The sequence below is a fragment of the Flavobacterium sp. YJ01 genome (assembly GCF_029320955.1).
Classification (GTDB): Bacteria; Bacteroidota; Bacteroidia; order Flavobacteriales; family Flavobacteriaceae; genus Flavobacterium.
The window spans coordinates 3,027,888-3,044,783 of the sequence record NZ_CP119757.1 but is presented as its reverse complement, the minus strand read 5'-3'; the positions used below and the strand labels follow the sequence as shown (position 1 = coordinate 3,044,783).

Genomic DNA, 16,896 nt, shown 5'->3' with positions numbered 1-16,896 from the left:
AAGTACAATGGAAAAAAAATTCATTCTTTTTTTTACTTTTGCTAGCTTTTCAATACTTCAAGCTCAGACTATTGAAGAAAAAATTGCTGCAAAAACATGCGAATGTTTGCAAAAAAGTTCAAATATTACCAATGATATTTTTAGAGATTGTTTGACAAAACCAATGGGTGAATTGGTTTTGACCGATAAAGACCCAAAAGTTCGAGAATCGATAAATACTGTAGAAGGAATTCAAACTATGATTCTTAGAGCAAAAGAATTAGTTTCTAAAAAATGTCCAGACTTAGTTCCCGCTATAATTGAGAATAAAGAAGACATTTACTACGGTAAATCAAAAAATAAAAGCGCTCAAAACTTTTATAAAATCGGACAAGATTTTATGGATCAAAAGAACTTTAAATTGGCAATTGAAAGTTTTCAGTTAGCTATAAAAGAAGATCCAAATTTTGTTCTTGCGCTCGATGACATGGGAGTTTCCTACAGACAATTAGACGATTATGATAATGCGATAAAATATTATAAAAAATCGCTGGAAATTTATCCCGAAGGCCATTTTGCTTTAATGAACATTGGAGTTGCCTATACTTTTAAATCTGATTATAAAACTGCTATCAGTTATTATCAAAAACTAATTGAATTCCATCCTGATAACGCCGAAGGTTATTTTGGAGCTGGAAAAAACTATTTTATGCTAAAAGACGACGAAAAAGCGTTGGATAATATGTTTATGGCTCACAGAATTTACACTAATTCAAAATCAGATTATGCAAAAGATTCTGAACAATTTATTGGAGCTATTTATCACAAAATGAAATCGGAGAACAAAGAAGATCTTTTTAAGAAAATTGCGGAGAAAAACAATATTCAGATAGATTAAAACAACAGAAAATATTTCTATTATAAAAAAGGCAGACTTTCCTAAGTCTGCCTTTTTCTATTTTAACATGCGCATTCAATGTTAAGTCCTTCTTTTACTCCTTTTGTGCCTTCAGTTGCAAAACCGTCAATCTTCCACCATTCTAAACCTCCGATTAACTCTTTTGCTTTGAATCCGAGTTTGGTCATATTCAAAGCTCCTTTTGTCGAAGCATTACAGCCAATTCCAGTACAATAGGTAACATATAAAACATCTTTATCTAAATGTTTTGTTGTTTCTAGATTCATTTCACGATGCGGGAGATTTATCGAATTTGGAATATGTTCTTCATTGTAACCAAATGCTTTGCGCGCATCTACAACTATTATTTTTTGCCCTTCGTTTAAGGCATCAAATAAGTCAGACGGATCCATTTCAAATGCTAGTTTGTTTTCGTAATGTTTAATTTGTGCTTCCATAATAATTTTTTAAGATTTTGTTTTTCAAAAGTATAATGGTTTAAACATTCATAAAAACGAAAAGAATTCATGAATTACATTAGTTTATTTCATGAAAAACCCAATGAAAATTTTGTTCCTTTGTGTGTAAATTTGAGAAAAATGGAAATACGCCACTTAAAATTGATAAAAGCAATTGTCGAAGAAGGAAGCATCACAAAAGCGATTGACAAACTTCATTTGACACAATCGGCTTTAAGTCATCAGCTTAAAGAAGCAGAATATCAATTGGGTACTGCTATTTTTTTAAGAGTGAATAAAAAGCTGGTTCTCACAAAAGCGGGCGAAAAAATCTATGAACTCGCCAATGAAATTCTAAACAAATTGAACGAAACGCAAAGCCAGATCAAACAAATGGTTTTTGGCGAATTTGGCGAAATCAGAATTAGTACCGAGTGCTTTTCGAGTTATCATTGGCTTCCATCAGTTTTAAAACAGTTTCATCTTTTGTATCCCAATGTTGAACTTAAGATTGTAACCGAAGCGACCCATATTCCGTTGCAGAAACTGTTAGAAAACACTATAGATATCGCCATTGTTAGCGACACTGTTAAAGACAATCATATAAAATATACCGAACTTTTTCAGGACGAAATGGTTATGGTAGTTTCTGAAAACCATTCTTGGGCCGATAAAAAGTATATTGTAGCCGAAGATTTCATTAATGAACATCTGATTATTCATTCTCTGCCAATGGAAACCGTTACGATTCATCAGTTTCTTTTGGCTCCAGCCAAAGTTTCTCCGAAGAAAATAACGCCAATGCCTTTAACAGAAGCTTCTCTAGAAATGGTAAAAGCCGATATGGGAGTAATGTCAATGGCAAAATGGGCATTGCAACCGCACTTAAAAAACACCCCTCTTAAAGCAGTGAAAATTGGAAAAAATGGTTTGAAGAGAAAACACTATGTCGCAACAAGAGCCAATGAAACCTATCCAGATTACTTTCAACATTTTATTAATTTTTTACAACACGAAATCAACCTGCAATGGAATATTCAATAAGAAACTGCGAAATTACCGATTTACCAAAACTCGTTGTCTTATGCCAAAAACACGCCGAATTTGAAAAAGCTGAATATGCTCCCGAAGGAAAAGAAGAAAGTTTGAAAAAAGCTCTTTTTGGCGAAAATCCGCAATTATTCTGCTTGGTTGTTGCCACAAAAGAAACTATTGTTGGTTATGCGTCTTACACGTTCGATTTTTCAACCTGGAATGCTTCAACATTTTTGTATATGGATTGTTTGTTTCTCGAAGAAGAAACCAGAGGTCTGGGAATTGGCGAAATTTTAATTGAAAAACTAAAAGAAATCGGCACACAAAAAAACTGTGTCAATATCCAGTGGCAAACGCCTCAATTTAATGAAAGAGCCATCAAATTCTATAACAGATTGGGCGCGAAAGGAAAAGACAAAGTTCGATTTACTTTGACCTTGTAAAAACTTAAGCTCAAACAACCGCATAATTTGTTTTACGCAGGTTTGACAGTTTTTTGCAACTTTAATCTGTAAATAATTATCTGCGGCAATCAGCTTCAATCTTTTTAAAATCTGCGTGAAACAAAAAACGCAGAACCTTTGTAACTTTGTCCCTCTGAACCTTAAAAAAATGACACAAATAAGCATACTTGGCTGCGGCTGGTTAGGATTTCCGTTGGCTAAAAAACTAATCGAAAAAGGAAATTCAATAAAAGGCTCGACAACCTCAGAAAACAAGCTTTCAATTTTAGAAAATGCCGGAATAAATCCGTTTTTGGTAACGCTTGACAGCGAAAGTATTTCTGAAAGTGTAAGTTCTTTTTTAGCAGAAAGCGAAATTTTAATTATCGACATTCCGCCAAAATTACGTTCAGAAAATCCTAATTCAGAAAAAAAGGTTTTTGTCGAAAAAATCAAAAATTTAATTCCTTTTATAGAAAAATCAACCGTCAAAAAGGTGCTTTTTGTAAGTTCAACTTCTGTTTACGGCGACGATAACGATTTTATTACTGAAGAAAGCATTCCAAATCCAGAAACTGAAAGTGGTAAACAATTAATTTTAGCTGAAAATCTTCTTCAAAAAAACAAAAATTTCGAAACCACAATTCTTAGATTCGGCGGACTTATTGGCGAAGATCGTCATCCTGTAAAGTTTCTAGCAGGAAAAGAAAATCTAGAAAATCCAGATGCTCCTATAAATTTAATTCATTTAAATGATTGTATTTCTGTTATTGAAGAAATCATAAATCTATCGAAATGGAATCAAGTTTTTAATGCCGTAGCGCCTTTTCATCCGACAAGAGCGGAATATTATACCCAAAAAGCAATTGAAAAAAGCTTGATTTTACCGAAATTCAGTTCTGAAAAATCGAATATCAAAAAGGTGATTTCTAGTAAAAAAATTGAAAACATTTTAAACTATCATTTTAAATTGGAGAATTATTAAACCATATAAGTCATAAGTTCATTTAATAAAGTTTACTAAACTTTTCGGACTTTAAAAAACAACAAAACTCAAATTACTTATATCGTTTAAAAAAACTTTGCTCCCGATCACTATCGGGATTGCGAAACCTTCCTATCTTTGTGATAACTCAAAAATCATGGAAACAGTTTACATCAATTCGCCTTTAGGAATCACCAAAATAATTGGAGATGAAAACGGTATTTCTGTAATTTCCGTTTCTGATGTTGGCTCAAATGAAGTTTCTAAAGAAATTCCAGAAATTTTACAAGATGCCGTTTTACAGTTAAATGAATATTTTGAGGGCAAAAGAAAAGATTTCGATTTAAAACTAAATCCAAAAGGAACCGAATTTCAGCAAAAAGTTTGGAAAGCTTTATTGGAAATTCCATACGGAAAAACGGTTAGTTATATGGATCAAACTAAGAAATTAGGCGATGTAAAAGCAATTCGTGCCGTCGCTTCTGCAAATGGCAAAAATCCATTATGGATTGTCGTGCCATGTCACCGAGTTATTGGCACAAATGGTTCGTTGACGGGCTACGCTGGCGGTTTATCTCGCAAAAAATGGCTTTTGGAACATGAAAATCCTTCTACACAACAAAGTTTGTTCTAGTTTTTGCCACCAATTTCACTAATTTGCACAAATTAAATTTTCATTTATAAAAATCCAAATGTAATTTTTGTATTAAAATTCTTACTTTAAAATCAAATGATGTACATTTATTCTAAATAAAAAATTAGAGTAAATTTGTGTAATTCGTGGCAAAAAACATATGATTGAAAAAATAAACCTCAATAACATTTTATTTCTCGATATAGAAACCGTTCCTGAAGAAGAAAATTTCAATTCGCTTGACGCGGAAATGCAATCTCTTTGGGATTTAAAAACGCAATATCAGCGAAAAGACGAATTTAGTCCTGAAGAATTTTACGAACGTGCCGGAATTTGGGCTGAGTTTGGAAAAATAATCTGTATTTCAGTTGGCTTTTTTACGATTAAAGGCGATGTCCGAAATTTTAGAGTTACTTCTTTTTTTGGTGAAGAAAAGAAAATCCTAAAAGACTTTTCTAATCTTGTAAATAATCATTTTAATCAGCCGCAGCATTTATTGTGTGGACATAATTCAAAAGAATTTGACATTCCGTTTATTGCCCGCCGAATGATTATCAATCAAATGCCAATTCCAGAAAAACTGAATTTATTTGGTAAAAAACCGTGGGAAATTCCACATTTAGATACTTTAGAATTATGGAAATTTGGCGATTATAAGCATTTTACATCTTTAAAATTATTGACTAAAATTCTGGGAGTTCCATCTCCAAAAGGCGATATTGATGGAAGTCAGGTCTCGCATGTTTTTTATGTCGAAAAAGATATTGATAGGATTGTAACGTATTGCGAAAAAGATACGATTGCCGTTGCTCAGATTTTCCTTCGCTTAAGAAGAGAAGATTTATTGATTGATGATGAGATCATTCATGTTTAGTTCTCTAGGGGCAAAGGCTCAGAGTTGCAGAGGTACAAAGGTTTATTAAATGAACTTATATAACTTATATGGTTTAAAATAATTCTCAATATGATTCATTCTGAAATTTCACATCATCGAATGGTTGCTCAAAAATTGTTTAAGGAAACTTCAGGTTCTCCGCAAGAAGTTGTAAAGCATTTTGCAGCGATGCAGGCGCAGGATTATGCAATGGCAAAATGGGCAATTGGCTCACGTTGCGACTCGACCGAAAAAGAAATTGAAGAAGCTATTAATTCTGGTAAAATTATTAGAACTCATATTCTACGACCAACCTGGCATTTTGTTTCTCCTGATGATATTTATTGGATGTTGGAACTTTCGGCGCCGCAAGTAAAACGTCTCTTTGCAACGATGGCTACACAACATGGCTTTGATGAAAAAAAATTTGATCAGGCTAATTCTAAAATTGAAAAACTTCTAGCGGGAAACAATCATTTAACTCGAGAGGAAATCATGAAAGAGCTCAATATTCAAAAAAGTGCAGGCGATTTATCTCCAGTTATTGTAATGATGAATGCCGAATTGGACGGCTTGGTCTGCAATGGAAGAATGAAAGGCAAACAAATTACTTATGCTTTACTTGAAGAAAGAGTTAAAAAACCGAATATCAGTTTGACCAAAGAAGAAGCATTGGCAAAACTTGCACTACGATATTTTGAAAGTCATGGTCCGGCAACTTTACAAGATTTTTCATGGTGGTCAGGTTTTCCTATTACAATCTGCAAGAAAACAATTAACGCAATTGAGTTGCAATTAAGCAATATAACTGTTGATAATCAGCAATATTGGTTTAAAAAACATCTTCTTAATGAAGAGGATCTCCGCGAAAGCGTACATTTTCTTCCCGCTTTTGATGAGATTTTAATTTCATATAAAACTCGTGAAGCTTCATTCTTAGCAGCAAATCAATCAAAAGTTTTTACTAATAATGGCATTTTCAAACCCATAATTTTAGAAAATGGAAAAGTAATCGGAATCTGGAAAAGAACTTTCAAAAAAGATCATGTCAAAATAGAAACAGAGTTTTTTAATGAAACTGAAAAACATAAAAAAGAAGTTTTGTTTGAAGGAATTAAAGCTTTCGAAACTTACTTGCAAACCAAAGTTGTGATTGGATAATCAATTTTCCAAAAACAGAGAATTAGATTTCGCCCCTCTGGGACTTTTAATTATAGTCTAATTGATTTCTATAGATATTTCGCTCTTCCAGAGCTTTTTCATTTACATATAATTTTGTTTTCTAAAGTTTAAAATAGCTCTGGAAGAGCGAGATATTTATAGCAAATTTAATTTCCCCAACATCCAAAAGCTCCAGCGGAGCGACATATGAACATTTTGAAACAGCTTAAAATATAAATGTGCAATAATTTTTATGATTTTTAACTACAAATTCCTTTTTCGCTACTTAAATCTTTATGCGTATTATTGCTAAATAATTACATTTACAAAAAATTAGAATTATGGTATTGAGCAGATTTTGGCTAACGATTTTTATTTCTTCGATTGTTTTTATTGTATTCAGCTTGTTTACTGCCAATACTTACACAATTGATTCTGTTTTGAATGGAAAGAAAGACGATCCTGTTTTAGTTTCAGAAAAATACATCGAAGAACTTCCCGCTTTCATCGAAGACAGCATAAAAAAAGCGCCAGATCAAACCATGATTATCAATCGCGATACGCTTAATGCTGACACAACTTACGTTTACAAAAACAAAACCGTAAAAGTTTTTAGCGGTCTTCAAAAATCTGATGGTTTACTGCCAACTTGTAAAAGTACTCTGGTTGATTTAATTCTGCCTTTAATTGCCTATTTAGCCTTTTTCTGCGGATTAATGGAACTTTTAATCGTTTCTGGCGCGTCTGGAAATTTAGCGAAAGCTTTGAGTCCAGTTTTTGTGAAAGTGTTTCCGAGTATTCCAAAAAACCATCCTTCGATTTCCTACATGACTTTAAATTTTGCTGCCAATTTCTTGGGATTAGATTCGGCTGCAACACCATTTGGATTGAAAGCAATGGAAAGTTTGCAGGAAATAAATCCAGATAAAGATAAAGCCAGTGACGCACAAATCATGTTTATGTGTCTTCATGCTTCTGGATTAACTTTGATTGCAACTTCAATTATTGGCTACCGAGCTGCTGCAAACGCAAGCAATCCAGCCGACGTAATGCTTCCGTGTATTATAACTTCGTTTATTGGTACAATCGCAGCTTTTTTAATTGTTGGAATTAAACAAAAAATAAATTTTAAAAGCGCTTCACTTTTAATTGGGCTTATGGGGTTAATTGCTGCAATTGTTGGTTTATTGATGTATGTAAATCATTTGGATTTAATTGGTAAAAACTATTTTACTTCTAATCTTTCAGGATTAATATTATTGACAATTATCGTTTTCACTTTGATATTTTCTTTCAGACACGAACAAAAATTTAAAGATGCCAACACAACTGTTTTTGACACTTTTGTGGTCGGCGCAAACAATGGTGTTAAAACTGGAGTAACGATTTTTCCTTATGTTTTAGGAATGTTAGTTGCCATTTCTTTATTCAGAAATAGTGGCTTATTTGAAATAATTAGTGACGGAATCGGATTTATCTTTTCGAATTTAGGCGTAAGCAAAGAAATTACAAACGCACTTCCAGTTGCGATGCTTCGTCCGTTTAGTTCTGCTGGATCAAGAGGTTTTTTAATTGATTCTATGAACACCTTTGGAGCCGATTCTTTAACAGCAAGATTAAGCAGTATTTTTCAATGTAGCGCAGAAAGTACATTTTATGTAATTGCGGTTTATTTTGGCTCTGTAAACATCAAGAATACGCGTTATGCTTTGGGCACGATGCTTTTGGTCGATTTGATTTGTGTAATTACAGCAATTTTTGTGGCGACTTGGTTTTTTTAATTTGAAGAGAAAATGGTCCGATCCTATGGATCTTTTTTTTCTAAGAACAATTTTATTATAACCGGATTGAAATCCGGCCCTACAATATTGTTCGAGCCAATGGCTCTTTTAAAATCGAATTGGAAATCAACCGTATAACATTTAAATTGGTTTCTCTTTTCGTAAAAATTCCGAAGGAATGATTCATTTTGTAGCAACGGATTTTTAATCCGTTGATTATAATCGTCATCATTTCATAAGTTCCGTAGGAACGAAACATATTCAATCATCGAAAAGAAAGTTAAATATTACAAAAAACAAACTAATGTTTATCAATATTCATTATTTTGCCAGAAAAATAAATGGCAAACACATATCATCAAATTTATGTTCAAGTAGTTTTTGCGGTTAAATATAGAAATGCTGTAATCGAAGAACAATGGAAATCAAAATATTGGGTGTAATTGGAAATCTCATTAATGAAAACGGGTGCAAAACAATAATTGTGAACGGTGTCGAAGATCATGTTCATTGTCTACTAGCATTAAAACCGACAATTACAATTTCAAAATTAATGAAAACTGTAAAAGAAAAATCATCTAAATACATCAATGACAACAGATTAACTAATCAAAAGTTTTCTTGGCAAGAAGGCTATGGAGTTTTTTCTTATAGTCAATCTCAAATAGATTCGGTTTACAAATACATCCAAAATCAAAAGGAACATCATAAAAAACAAAGCTTTAATGATGAATATTTAAATTTTCTAAATAAATTTAACGTTCAGTAAGATGAAAAATTTATTTTTGAAAATCTAAAATAATACCATGAAAACCCCAATTCTATTTTCCCTACTACTTTTAATCGGATGCCAAAAATCTAAACCTACAGATGCTCCTCCAATTGCAGAAATCATTGAACCACAAGAAACTTTAATTATTGCAGATGATGAAAAAATCATCAAAACCGATACAATAGGAATTTACACAGACGGAACAGAATCCAAAACAGATTATATTTTAGCTCATCTTGTGAACCAAGAAGCAGATCAGGACAGCATAGTAACAGTTAAATATCGATTAGATTTTTATCAAAATAAAACTAAAACTGCTTCTTCAGGAATTCTAATTAAAGGTTTTGAAAAAGGTTCAGAATGGGTTGCTTCTTACGGATTAAATGGAGAGAATGCTAAAGAATCCCCTTTTTTACAAATTTCGGTCGGATATCCTGCTTGTGGTTATTCACACGAAAATTATTTATATTATCTTAAAAATAAAGAACTTCAATTAGTGCATCAATGGAGTACAATGTCAGACAGTGGCTGGGGTAATTGGCTGGAAATCATTAATCCAGAAAAAAATTCAGAACCAAAATCTTTTTATTGCAAAACTGTTGCATTTGTACCCGCAGATGACGATAACAATCTAGATATGGGAGTTTTGACTTATTCAGATTCAATTGCTTTTGAATTAAAGGGCAAACAGTGGAAAAAGAATCTTCTTTCTATAAAAGACAAAGCATACTTCGAAAAAAAGATGACTTTTGATCAATTTAACAGTCAATAAATTAACAGTTTCAGAATCCTTATTCAAATTCTTTCTTAGGTAAATAATTTCTAAATTTGTAAAAAAAACAAAGCAATGATTGATTTTATATACCAAGATCCTTATCCGATCTTAAAGGATGACACGCAGTATCGCAAAATCACCTCAGATTTTGTGAAAGTAGAACAATTTGGAGAACGCGAAGTTTTAACCGTTGATCCAAAAGGTTTGGAATTATTAGCTGAAGAAGCTTTAACAGATGTTTCGTTTATGTTGAGAACGACACATTTGCAAAAACTAAGAAAAATTCTTGACGATCCAGAAGCGACAGACAATGATCGTTTTGTGGCTTATAATTTACTTCAAAATGCTTCAGTTGCTGCTGAAGGTCAGTTGCCTAGCTGCCAAGATACAGGAACGGCGATTGTAATGGCTAAAAAAGGAGAAAGCATTTTTACAGGTGTTGATGATGCTGAATGGTTAAGCCGAGGAATTTTTAATACTTACCAAAAAAGAAACTTACGTTATTCGCAGATTGTTCCGATTTCGATGTTTGAAGAAAAGAATTCAGGATCAAATCTTCCAGCGCAAATTGATATTTATGCTAAAAAAGGAACTTCTTATGACTTTTTGTTTATGGCAAAAGGCGGAGGATCTGCAAACAAAACTTACTTATACCAACAAACAAAATCTTTGTTGAATGAGAAATCTCTCGATGAGTTCATTCGTACAAAAATTAAAGATTTAGGAACTTCTGCCTGTCCTCCATATCACTTAGCTTTGGTTATTGGCGGAACTTCTGCGGAAGCAAACTTAAGTGCTGTTAAAAAAGCATCGGCAGGATATTATGATCATCTTCCAACTTCAGGAAACATGGCTGGTCAAGCTTTTCGTGATTTTGAATGGGAAGAACGTGTTCAGAAAATCTGTCAGGAAAGTGCAATTGGAGCGCAATTTGGAGGAAAATATTTTACGCACGATGTTCGCGTAATACGTTTGCCTCGTCATGCCGCTTCTTGCCCAGTTGGACTTGGGGTTTCTTGTTCTGCGGATAGAAATATTAAAGGAAAAATTACCAAAGACGGAATTTTCGTTGAGCAATTAGAAGTAAATCCAAAACAATTTTTACCAGAAACGGCTCCACATTTAGAAGCGCCTGTAGAAATTGATTTAGATCAGCCAATGGCAGATATTTTAGCAAAATTATCTCAATATCCAGTAAAAACACGTTTAAAACTAAACGGAACTGTAATTGTTGCCCGTGATATTGCTCACGCAAAAATCAAAGAATTATTAGACGCTGGAAAACCAATGCCTGACTATTTCAAAAATCACCCCGTTTATTATGCAGGTCCTGCAAAAACTCCAGACGGAATGGCTTCAGGAAGTTTCGGACCAACAACTGCTGGACGTATGGACGTTTATGTAGATGAATTCCAAAAGAATGGCGGAAGCATGATTATGCTTGCAAAAGGAAATCGTACCAAACAAGTTACGGACGCCTGCAACAAATACGGCGGATTCTACTTAGGTTCTATCGGAGGTCCTGCTGCTATCTTGGCACAAGACAATATCTTAAAAGTAGAAGTGGTTGACTTTGAAGAATTAGGAATGGAAGCTGTTCGTAAAATCACGGTTAAAGATTTCCCTGCATTCATTATTACGGATGATAAAGGAAATGATTTCTTTGCTAATTTGTAATTTTTCTTAACCGCAAAGAGCGCTAAGATTTACGCAAGGCTCGCCATATATTAAAAACAAAAAACCGCCCAAATAGGCGGTTTTACTTTTATATATCCTTTGCGAACTTAGGTAAATCTTAGCGCTCTTTGCGGTTAAATAAACTAAGCACTTAAATCTTCTTTTTCAAAAGCCATAAAATGCGATAACTCTCCTTTTAGGTTATAAACTGGAGAAGCATCTATTTTACATTTGTAAGTCTTTCCGTTTTTTCTATAATTTTCGAGTGTTTTTACAAAAGGAACTCTCTTTTTTAAAGCTTCTCTAATTTCTTTTAAATCTGTTTTAGAAGTTGCCGGTCCTTGAAACATTTTTGGTGTTTTACCCAAAATTTCATCTTCTTTGAAACCCGTCATTTTTTTTATTCCGCTTGACGCGAAAACTATTTTCAGCTCCAAATCAGTAATTACAATAACTTCTTCCTTAATCCTTTCTTTGATATTAAGTTTTTTTTCGTCCCAAGTAAATCGATTCGAAATTTCATTGAGTTTTTCCAAATCAACACTTAGTGCTTTCAATTCATTAATATAAACATAATGAAAATCCCAAGACATAATTGGAACTGAATTTCGTTGTAAAAAATCGTCAGAGTTAGTATTTTTCATAGTAAACTTTTTAGATAATCAACAAATCTTTACTCAAAGATAGAGGAAAAATCTTGTTATTACACATAGAAGCCATCATTTTAAATCTCAAATAGGTTATCAAAATGTAAATTTTAATTGAACTGCTACTGCTTTTTTAATCTCATTATTCAAATTACTTAATGAAATACCGAGTAATCTAACAGAATCTTTCATTTTTTCTTGATATAATAATTCTTGAATATTCTCCATAATCAAACTTTTATCTGATATAAAATACGGAAGTGTTTTACTTCTAGTTTGTTGAGAGAAATCACTATATTTTATTTTTAAAGTAATTGTTTTACCAGAAAGTTTGTGGCGTTCTAAACGTTTTTCTAAAGAAGCTGCAATTCTTTCTAATTGCTCTATCATAAAAATTTCAGATGATAAATTCACATCAAAAGTATGCTCTGCCGCAACAGATTTAGTAATTCTAGACGATTTTACTTCGCTATTATGAATACCGCGAACCACATTGTAATAAAAAGCGCCCGATTTTCCGAAATGTTTTTCAAGAAACTCAAGGGATTTACTTTTCAAATCGGTTCCTGTAAAAATTCCGAGCTGATACATTTTTTCTGTTGTCACTTTTCCAACGCCATAGAATTTACGAATTGGCAATTCTTCTAAAAATGCCTCAACCTCATCTGGGTTAACGGTTTTTTGTCCATTTGGTTTATTGTAATCGCTAGCTATTTTAGCAACAAATTTATTGATTGAAATTCCAGCAGAAGCAGTCAAACCAACTTCATTAAAAATTCTTAATCTAATTTCCTCCGCCAATAAACTTGCACTTGGATTTCCTCTTTTGTTTTGAGTAACATCCAAATAAGCTTCGTCAAGCGAAAGAGGCTCAACTAAATCGGTATAATCATTGAAGATTTTATGAATTTTGGATGAAATCTCTTTATAACGGTCAAATCGAGGTCTGACAAAAATAATTTCAGGACAATATTTTTTAGCCAAAACACCGCTGATGGCACTTCGAACTCCAAATTTCCTTGCCTCGTAACTTGCCGCAGAAACGACTCCTCTATTTTCTGAACCACCAACAGCAACAGGTTTTCCTTTCAATTCAGGATTATCCATCTGCTCTACCGACGCATAAAAAGCATCCATATCAATATGAATAATTTTGCGATATGTTGGTGTTTCAGACATTTTGCAAATTTACATCGGAAAGCAATAAAAAAGCGCTTCGAATAGTTATAAATAGTATCAATTTTTAAAGAATATAAATTAGGTGAGCGCAAACCAATAATTCTTTTTATTTTTGTTCTTCTACTCGAAAAATTAAATAATGCGAACATTTGTTATAGGTGACATTCATGGCGGATTACTTGCACTGCAACAAGTGTTAGAAAGAGCCGAAGTTACTACCGAAGATACTCTAATCTTTTTGGGCGATTACGTAGACGGCTGGAGTCAGTCTGTTGAAGTAATTGACTTTTTGATCGATTTAAAAAGTAAACAAAACTGCATCTGCATAAGAGGAAATCACGATCAGCTTGCGTTGGACTGGCTAGAAGAAAGAAATGACGATTTTGACGAAGAAATGTGGTATAAACATGGCGGAAAAGCTACTGTTGAAGGTTACGCAAAAATCTCCGAAGAAAAGAAGAAAAGTCATATAGAATTTTTAGAAAGTCTTCAGGATTATTATCTTGACGATCAAAATCGCTTATTTGTTCATGCTGGATTTACCAATTTAAATGGTGTAAAATGGGAATATTTTTCTAAACTATTTTATTGGGATAGAACGCTTTGGGAATCGGCACTTGCTTTAAACCCAAATTTAAAGGAAGACGATTTACACTATCCGAAAAGATTTACCGTTTATAAAGAAGTTTACATTGGTCATACGCCAGTTACCAGAATCGGAAAAACCATTCCCGTAAATAAAGCTTGTGTATGGAATGTAGATACTGGCGCTGCATTTAGAGGTCCGCTTACGATTTTGAACATCGACACCAAAGAATACTGGCAAAGCGAGCCTTTAAACGAATTGTATTTTAATGAAAAGGGTAGGAATTAATTTATAAAAAAATTACATTTGCCCTGCAAAATAATTAATATTTAAAGTTTATGAAAAAAGTTATTACACTCTTGTTTTTAGTATCATTTGGATTTGTTAATGCACAAAAAGCCTTTACAGGTAAAGGTGATACAAGAGTAAATGTTGGTGCTAACTTACAAGATGGTGGTTCTGGAATACAAGGTTCTATCGATTTTGGTTTGGGAGAAAATTTCTCTTTTGGTTTTGTTGCAAATTATTTATTAGGAGTTGACAATTTTACTGGTTTTTACCATGGAAACACAAATGCATATAATGATGCGAAGCCAGATTTCGGAGATCGTTTTGATGCTAAAGCCAGAATTAATGCCAATTTATCTAGTGTAATTGGAGTTGAACAATTAGACGTTTATCCTGGACTTAGTTTAGGTTTACATAATTTTGGTGCTCACGTTGGTGGTCGTTATTTCTTTACTGACGGATTTGGTGTTTTTACAGAAATCGGTTTTCCAATTGCAAAATACGGTTCAAACAACGATCCTTTTTATCATTTAAATAATCAAGCAACTTTTAGTTTAGGAGCTTCATTTAATTTACAATAGTTTTTGAGGTGCAAAGTTGCAAAGTATAAAAAGAAAAAACCGCTATAGAACGGTTTTTTCTTTTTATACTTGATTTGAAGTTTATGGTCTGCTAAACTTTCTTTTTAATGTGGCAATAAACTCATTGAGTGTAATTCCCCTATATTCGTTTGATTCATCTTTTATAAATAATTCTGGCAGATCTTCTTTAATAAAAGGATGCGAAATAAAAGAGTTAGAGCTATGTAATCTAGATTCTTCTATTACCCCAAAAAAGAGAAAGTAGACACCAATTATTCTAGTAAAAACAAAGAATTTTCGAAATCCTTTACTTAAACCGTATTTTTTGTTCTCTTTTAAAGCTTTAGTAGTAAAATATATTAATTGAACGATAAAAACTAGTATAAGAATATTTGACAAATATCTTAAACTATTATAGTCAACTAACAATATTAAAAGTGATATTACGATTGAAGCTGCCACATTTGTTATAAACAAATAACTTCCCCATTTAATATAGATTTCAAACTTTTCCAAAGGCGCGTATTTTTTTAAATCACAACAAATATAAAGAAAAAGATTACATTTTGATTATACGCTCTAACAGAAAACAAAAAAGAGAACTCCATTAATGAAGTTCTCTCTATCTAAATCACTGTAAAGCTTTGAACCTTTGCCCCTCTGCAATTAAAAATTAAATCGACATTTCTGGAATTTCTCCTTCAATAATCAAATCCGCTTCAGTCGAAGCGATGATGTGGTCAACTGAGACACCTGGCGCGCGTTCTAAGAGCTTAAAACCTTTTTCTGTCACTTCGAGCACTGCAAGCTCGGTTACAACCTTTTTAACGCATCCTACGCCTGTTAATGGCAAAGTACATCTTTTTAAGATTTTAGATTCTCCTGCTTTATTTACATGCATCATTGCCACGATGATATTTTCGGCGGAAGCCACCAAATCCATTGCGCCGCCCATTCCTTTTACCATTTTACCTGGAATTTTCCAGTTTGCGATATCTCCATTTTCTGAAACTTCCATTGCTCCGAGAATCGTCAAATCGACTTTTTGACTGCGGATCATTCCGAAACTAAAAGCCGAGTCAAAGAAACTTGCACCAGGAAGTGTCGTAATAGTTTGTTTTCCTGCGTTAATAATGTCGGCATCCTCTTCACCAGCGAAAGGAAAAGGTCCCATTCCGAGAACTCCGTTTTCACTCTGAAATTCAACCGCAATATCTTCTCTCACGTAATTCGCAACCAAAGTAGGAATTCCGATTCCAAGATTTACGAAATATCGGTCTTTTACTTCTTTTGCAATTCGTTTTGCTATATCTTCTTTACTAAGTGCCATAATTTTTTAATGTGTCTTTTTAATGTGTCAATTAGTCAATTTGATAATTAGATAATTACAAAGCGTCTTGTAAAATTATCTAATTGACAAATTATCTCATTATCTAATTCTTAGCTCTTACAGTTCGCTGTTCAATTCTCTTTTCAAACTTTTCTCCTTGAAAAATGCGTTGCACCATAATTCCTGGAATATGAATCTGATTTGGGTCTAAAGTCCCAACGGGAACCAGTTCTTCAACTTCTGCAATTGTAATTTTTCCAGCACCCGCCATACACGCATTAAAGTTTCTTGCCGTTCCTTTAAAAATCAGATTTCCGGCTTCGTCTCCTTTCCAAGCTTTTACGATTGCAAAATCAGCTTTGAAAGCTTCTTCCATAATGTGCATTTTTCCGTTAAATTCTCTTGCCTCTTTTCCAGCAGCCACTTCAGTTCCGTAACCTGCTGGCGTAAAGAAAGCCGGAATTCCAGCCTGAGCTGCACGACAGCGTTCTGCCAAAGTTCCTTGCGGAGTTAATTCGACTTCTAATTCACCCGAAAGCATTTGACGCTCGAACTCGGCATTTTCTCCCACGTAAGAAGAAATCATTTTTTTGATTTGTTTCTTCTGCAAAAGCAATCCCAAACCAAAATCATCGACTCCCGCATTGTTTGAAATACAAGTCAAATCGGAGATTGATGTATTTACTAAAGCTGCAATTGTATTTTCAGGAATTCCGCATAATCCAAAGCCCCCAAACATGATTGTCATTCCGCTTTCAATTCCTTGAATGGCTTCCTTAACATTATTAACTTTTTTTGTTATCATAACAAACT

At 33.3% G+C, this 16,896-nt stretch carries 19 protein-coding genes; 13 read left to right on the top strand and 6 right to left on the bottom strand.

Translation table 11 applies throughout. From position 1 onward, the window contains the following. The first annotated feature begins 7 nt into the window (after positions 1-7). Positions 8-877 carry a tetratricopeptide repeat protein gene (locus tag P0R33_RS13345; protein WP_276171682.1) on the top strand — a complete coding sequence of 290 codons (870 nt, stop codon included), beginning with the start codon at positions 8-10 and terminating at the stop codon, positions 875-877. Between the two features lie 62 nt (positions 878-939). Here the strand turns inward: P0R33_RS13345 and P0R33_RS13340 are convergent, their stop codons facing one another. Continuing rightward, positions 940-1,335 carry a rhodanese-like domain-containing protein gene (locus P0R33_RS13340; protein ID WP_276171681.1) on the bottom strand — a complete coding sequence of 132 codons (396 nt, stop codon included), beginning with the start codon at positions 1,333-1,335 and terminating at the stop codon, positions 940-942. A gap of 141 nt (positions 1,336-1,476) precedes the next feature. On the opposite strand from P0R33_RS13340, the gene P0R33_RS13335 reads away from it, so the two are divergent. The 10 genes from P0R33_RS13335 (at position 1,477) to P0R33_RS13290 (ending at position 11,472) form a co-directional block, all read left to right on the top strand. Continuing rightward, a complete protein-coding gene (locus P0R33_RS13335) occupies positions 1,477-2,379 on the top strand; it encodes a LysR family transcriptional regulator (protein ID WP_276171680.1) in 903 nt (300 codons plus the stop codon). Then, a complete protein-coding gene (locus tag P0R33_RS13330; protein WP_276171679.1) occupies positions 2,364-2,813 on the top strand; it encodes a GNAT family N-acetyltransferase in 450 nt (149 codons plus the stop codon). The genes P0R33_RS13335 and P0R33_RS13330 overlap by 16 nt, the downstream gene beginning before the upstream one ends. A 169-nt stretch (positions 2,814-2,982) precedes the next feature. After that, positions 2,983-3,798: an NAD(P)H-binding protein gene (locus P0R33_RS13325; protein WP_276171678.1), complete on the top strand. Its 816-nt coding sequence runs from the start codon at positions 2,983-2,985 to the stop codon at positions 3,796-3,798. A gap of 157 nt (positions 3,799-3,955) precedes the next feature. Further along, entirely contained in the window at positions 3,956-4,432 is a 477-nt protein-coding gene (locus P0R33_RS13320) for a methylated-DNA--[protein]-cysteine S-methyltransferase (protein WP_276171677.1), read from the top strand. 160 nt (positions 4,433-4,592) lie between these two features. Then, a complete protein-coding gene (locus tag P0R33_RS13315; RefSeq protein WP_276171676.1) occupies positions 4,593-5,306 on the top strand; it encodes a 3'-5' exonuclease in 714 nt (237 codons plus the stop codon). A 90-nt stretch (positions 5,307-5,396) separates the two neighbouring features. Continuing rightward, entirely contained in the window at positions 5,397-6,467 is a 1,071-nt protein-coding gene (locus tag P0R33_RS13310; RefSeq protein ID WP_276171675.1) for a winged helix DNA-binding domain-containing protein, read from the top strand. Between the two features lie 341 nt (positions 6,468-6,808). Beyond that, positions 6,809-8,248 carry a nucleoside recognition domain-containing protein gene (locus tag P0R33_RS13305; RefSeq protein ID WP_276171674.1) on the top strand — a complete coding sequence of 480 codons (1,440 nt, stop codon included), beginning with the start codon at positions 6,809-6,811 and terminating at the stop codon, positions 8,246-8,248. A 418-nt stretch (positions 8,249-8,666) separates the two neighbouring features. Then, positions 8,667-9,017 (top strand): IS200/IS605 family transposase, encoded by a 351-nt coding sequence (gene tnpA, locus P0R33_RS13300; protein ID WP_276171673.1) that lies wholly within the window; start codon positions 8,667-8,669, stop codon positions 9,015-9,017. A 37-nt stretch (positions 9,018-9,054) separates the two neighbouring features. After that, entirely contained in the window at positions 9,055-9,792 is a 738-nt protein-coding gene (locus tag P0R33_RS13295; RefSeq protein ID WP_276171672.1) for a hypothetical protein, read from the top strand. A 75-nt stretch (positions 9,793-9,867) separates the two neighbouring features. Then, positions 9,868-11,472 carry a fumarate hydratase gene (locus P0R33_RS13290; protein WP_248728721.1) on the top strand — a complete coding sequence of 535 codons (1,605 nt, stop codon included), beginning with the start codon at positions 9,868-9,870 and terminating at the stop codon, positions 11,470-11,472. 143 nt (positions 11,473-11,615) lie between these two features. Here P0R33_RS13290 and P0R33_RS13285 read toward each other — a convergent pair whose 3' ends face one another. Both P0R33_RS13285 and dinB read right to left on the bottom strand, forming a co-directional pair. Beyond that, complete coding sequence (locus P0R33_RS13285) at positions 11,616-12,116, bottom strand: PAS domain-containing protein (RefSeq protein ID WP_276171671.1); 501 nt, start codon at positions 12,114-12,116, stop codon at positions 11,616-11,618. Positions 12,117-12,215: 99 nt separating this feature from the next. Then, positions 12,216-13,298, bottom strand: a complete 1,083-nt coding sequence (gene dinB / locus P0R33_RS13280; RefSeq protein WP_276171670.1) for a DNA polymerase IV — start codon at positions 13,296-13,298, stop codon at positions 12,216-12,218. Positions 13,299-13,437: 139 nt separating this feature from the next. Between dinB and P0R33_RS13275 the strand changes: the two genes are divergently transcribed. Next, the gene (locus P0R33_RS13275; protein WP_276171669.1) at positions 13,438-14,172 is read left to right on the top strand and encodes a metallophosphoesterase family protein; all 735 of its coding nucleotides are present in this window, start codon (positions 13,438-13,440) and stop codon (positions 14,170-14,172) included. A gap of 50 nt (positions 14,173-14,222) precedes the next feature. Further along, on the top strand, positions 14,223-14,753 hold the full coding sequence (locus P0R33_RS13270; protein WP_276171668.1) for a DUF6646 family protein: 531 nt from the start codon (positions 14,223-14,225) through the stop codon (positions 14,751-14,753). 81 nt (positions 14,754-14,834) lie between these two features. Here the strand turns inward: P0R33_RS13270 and P0R33_RS13265 are convergent, their stop codons facing one another. From P0R33_RS13265 to P0R33_RS13255, 3 genes are all read right to left on the bottom strand, one after another. Beyond that, complete coding sequence (locus tag P0R33_RS13265) at positions 14,835-15,269, bottom strand: hypothetical protein (protein ID WP_276171667.1); 435 nt, start codon at positions 15,267-15,269, stop codon at positions 14,835-14,837. A gap of 157 nt (positions 15,270-15,426) precedes the next feature. Further along, positions 15,427-16,083 carry a 3-oxoacid CoA-transferase subunit B gene (locus P0R33_RS13260; RefSeq protein ID WP_276171666.1) on the bottom strand — a complete coding sequence of 219 codons (657 nt, stop codon included), beginning with the start codon at positions 16,081-16,083 and terminating at the stop codon, positions 15,427-15,429. A 103-nt stretch (positions 16,084-16,186) separates the two neighbouring features. After that, positions 16,187-16,888, bottom strand: coding sequence for a CoA transferase subunit A (locus P0R33_RS13255; RefSeq protein ID WP_276171665.1), 702 nt, complete (start codon positions 16,886-16,888; stop codon positions 16,187-16,189). Positions 16,889-16,896 lie beyond the last annotated feature (8 nt).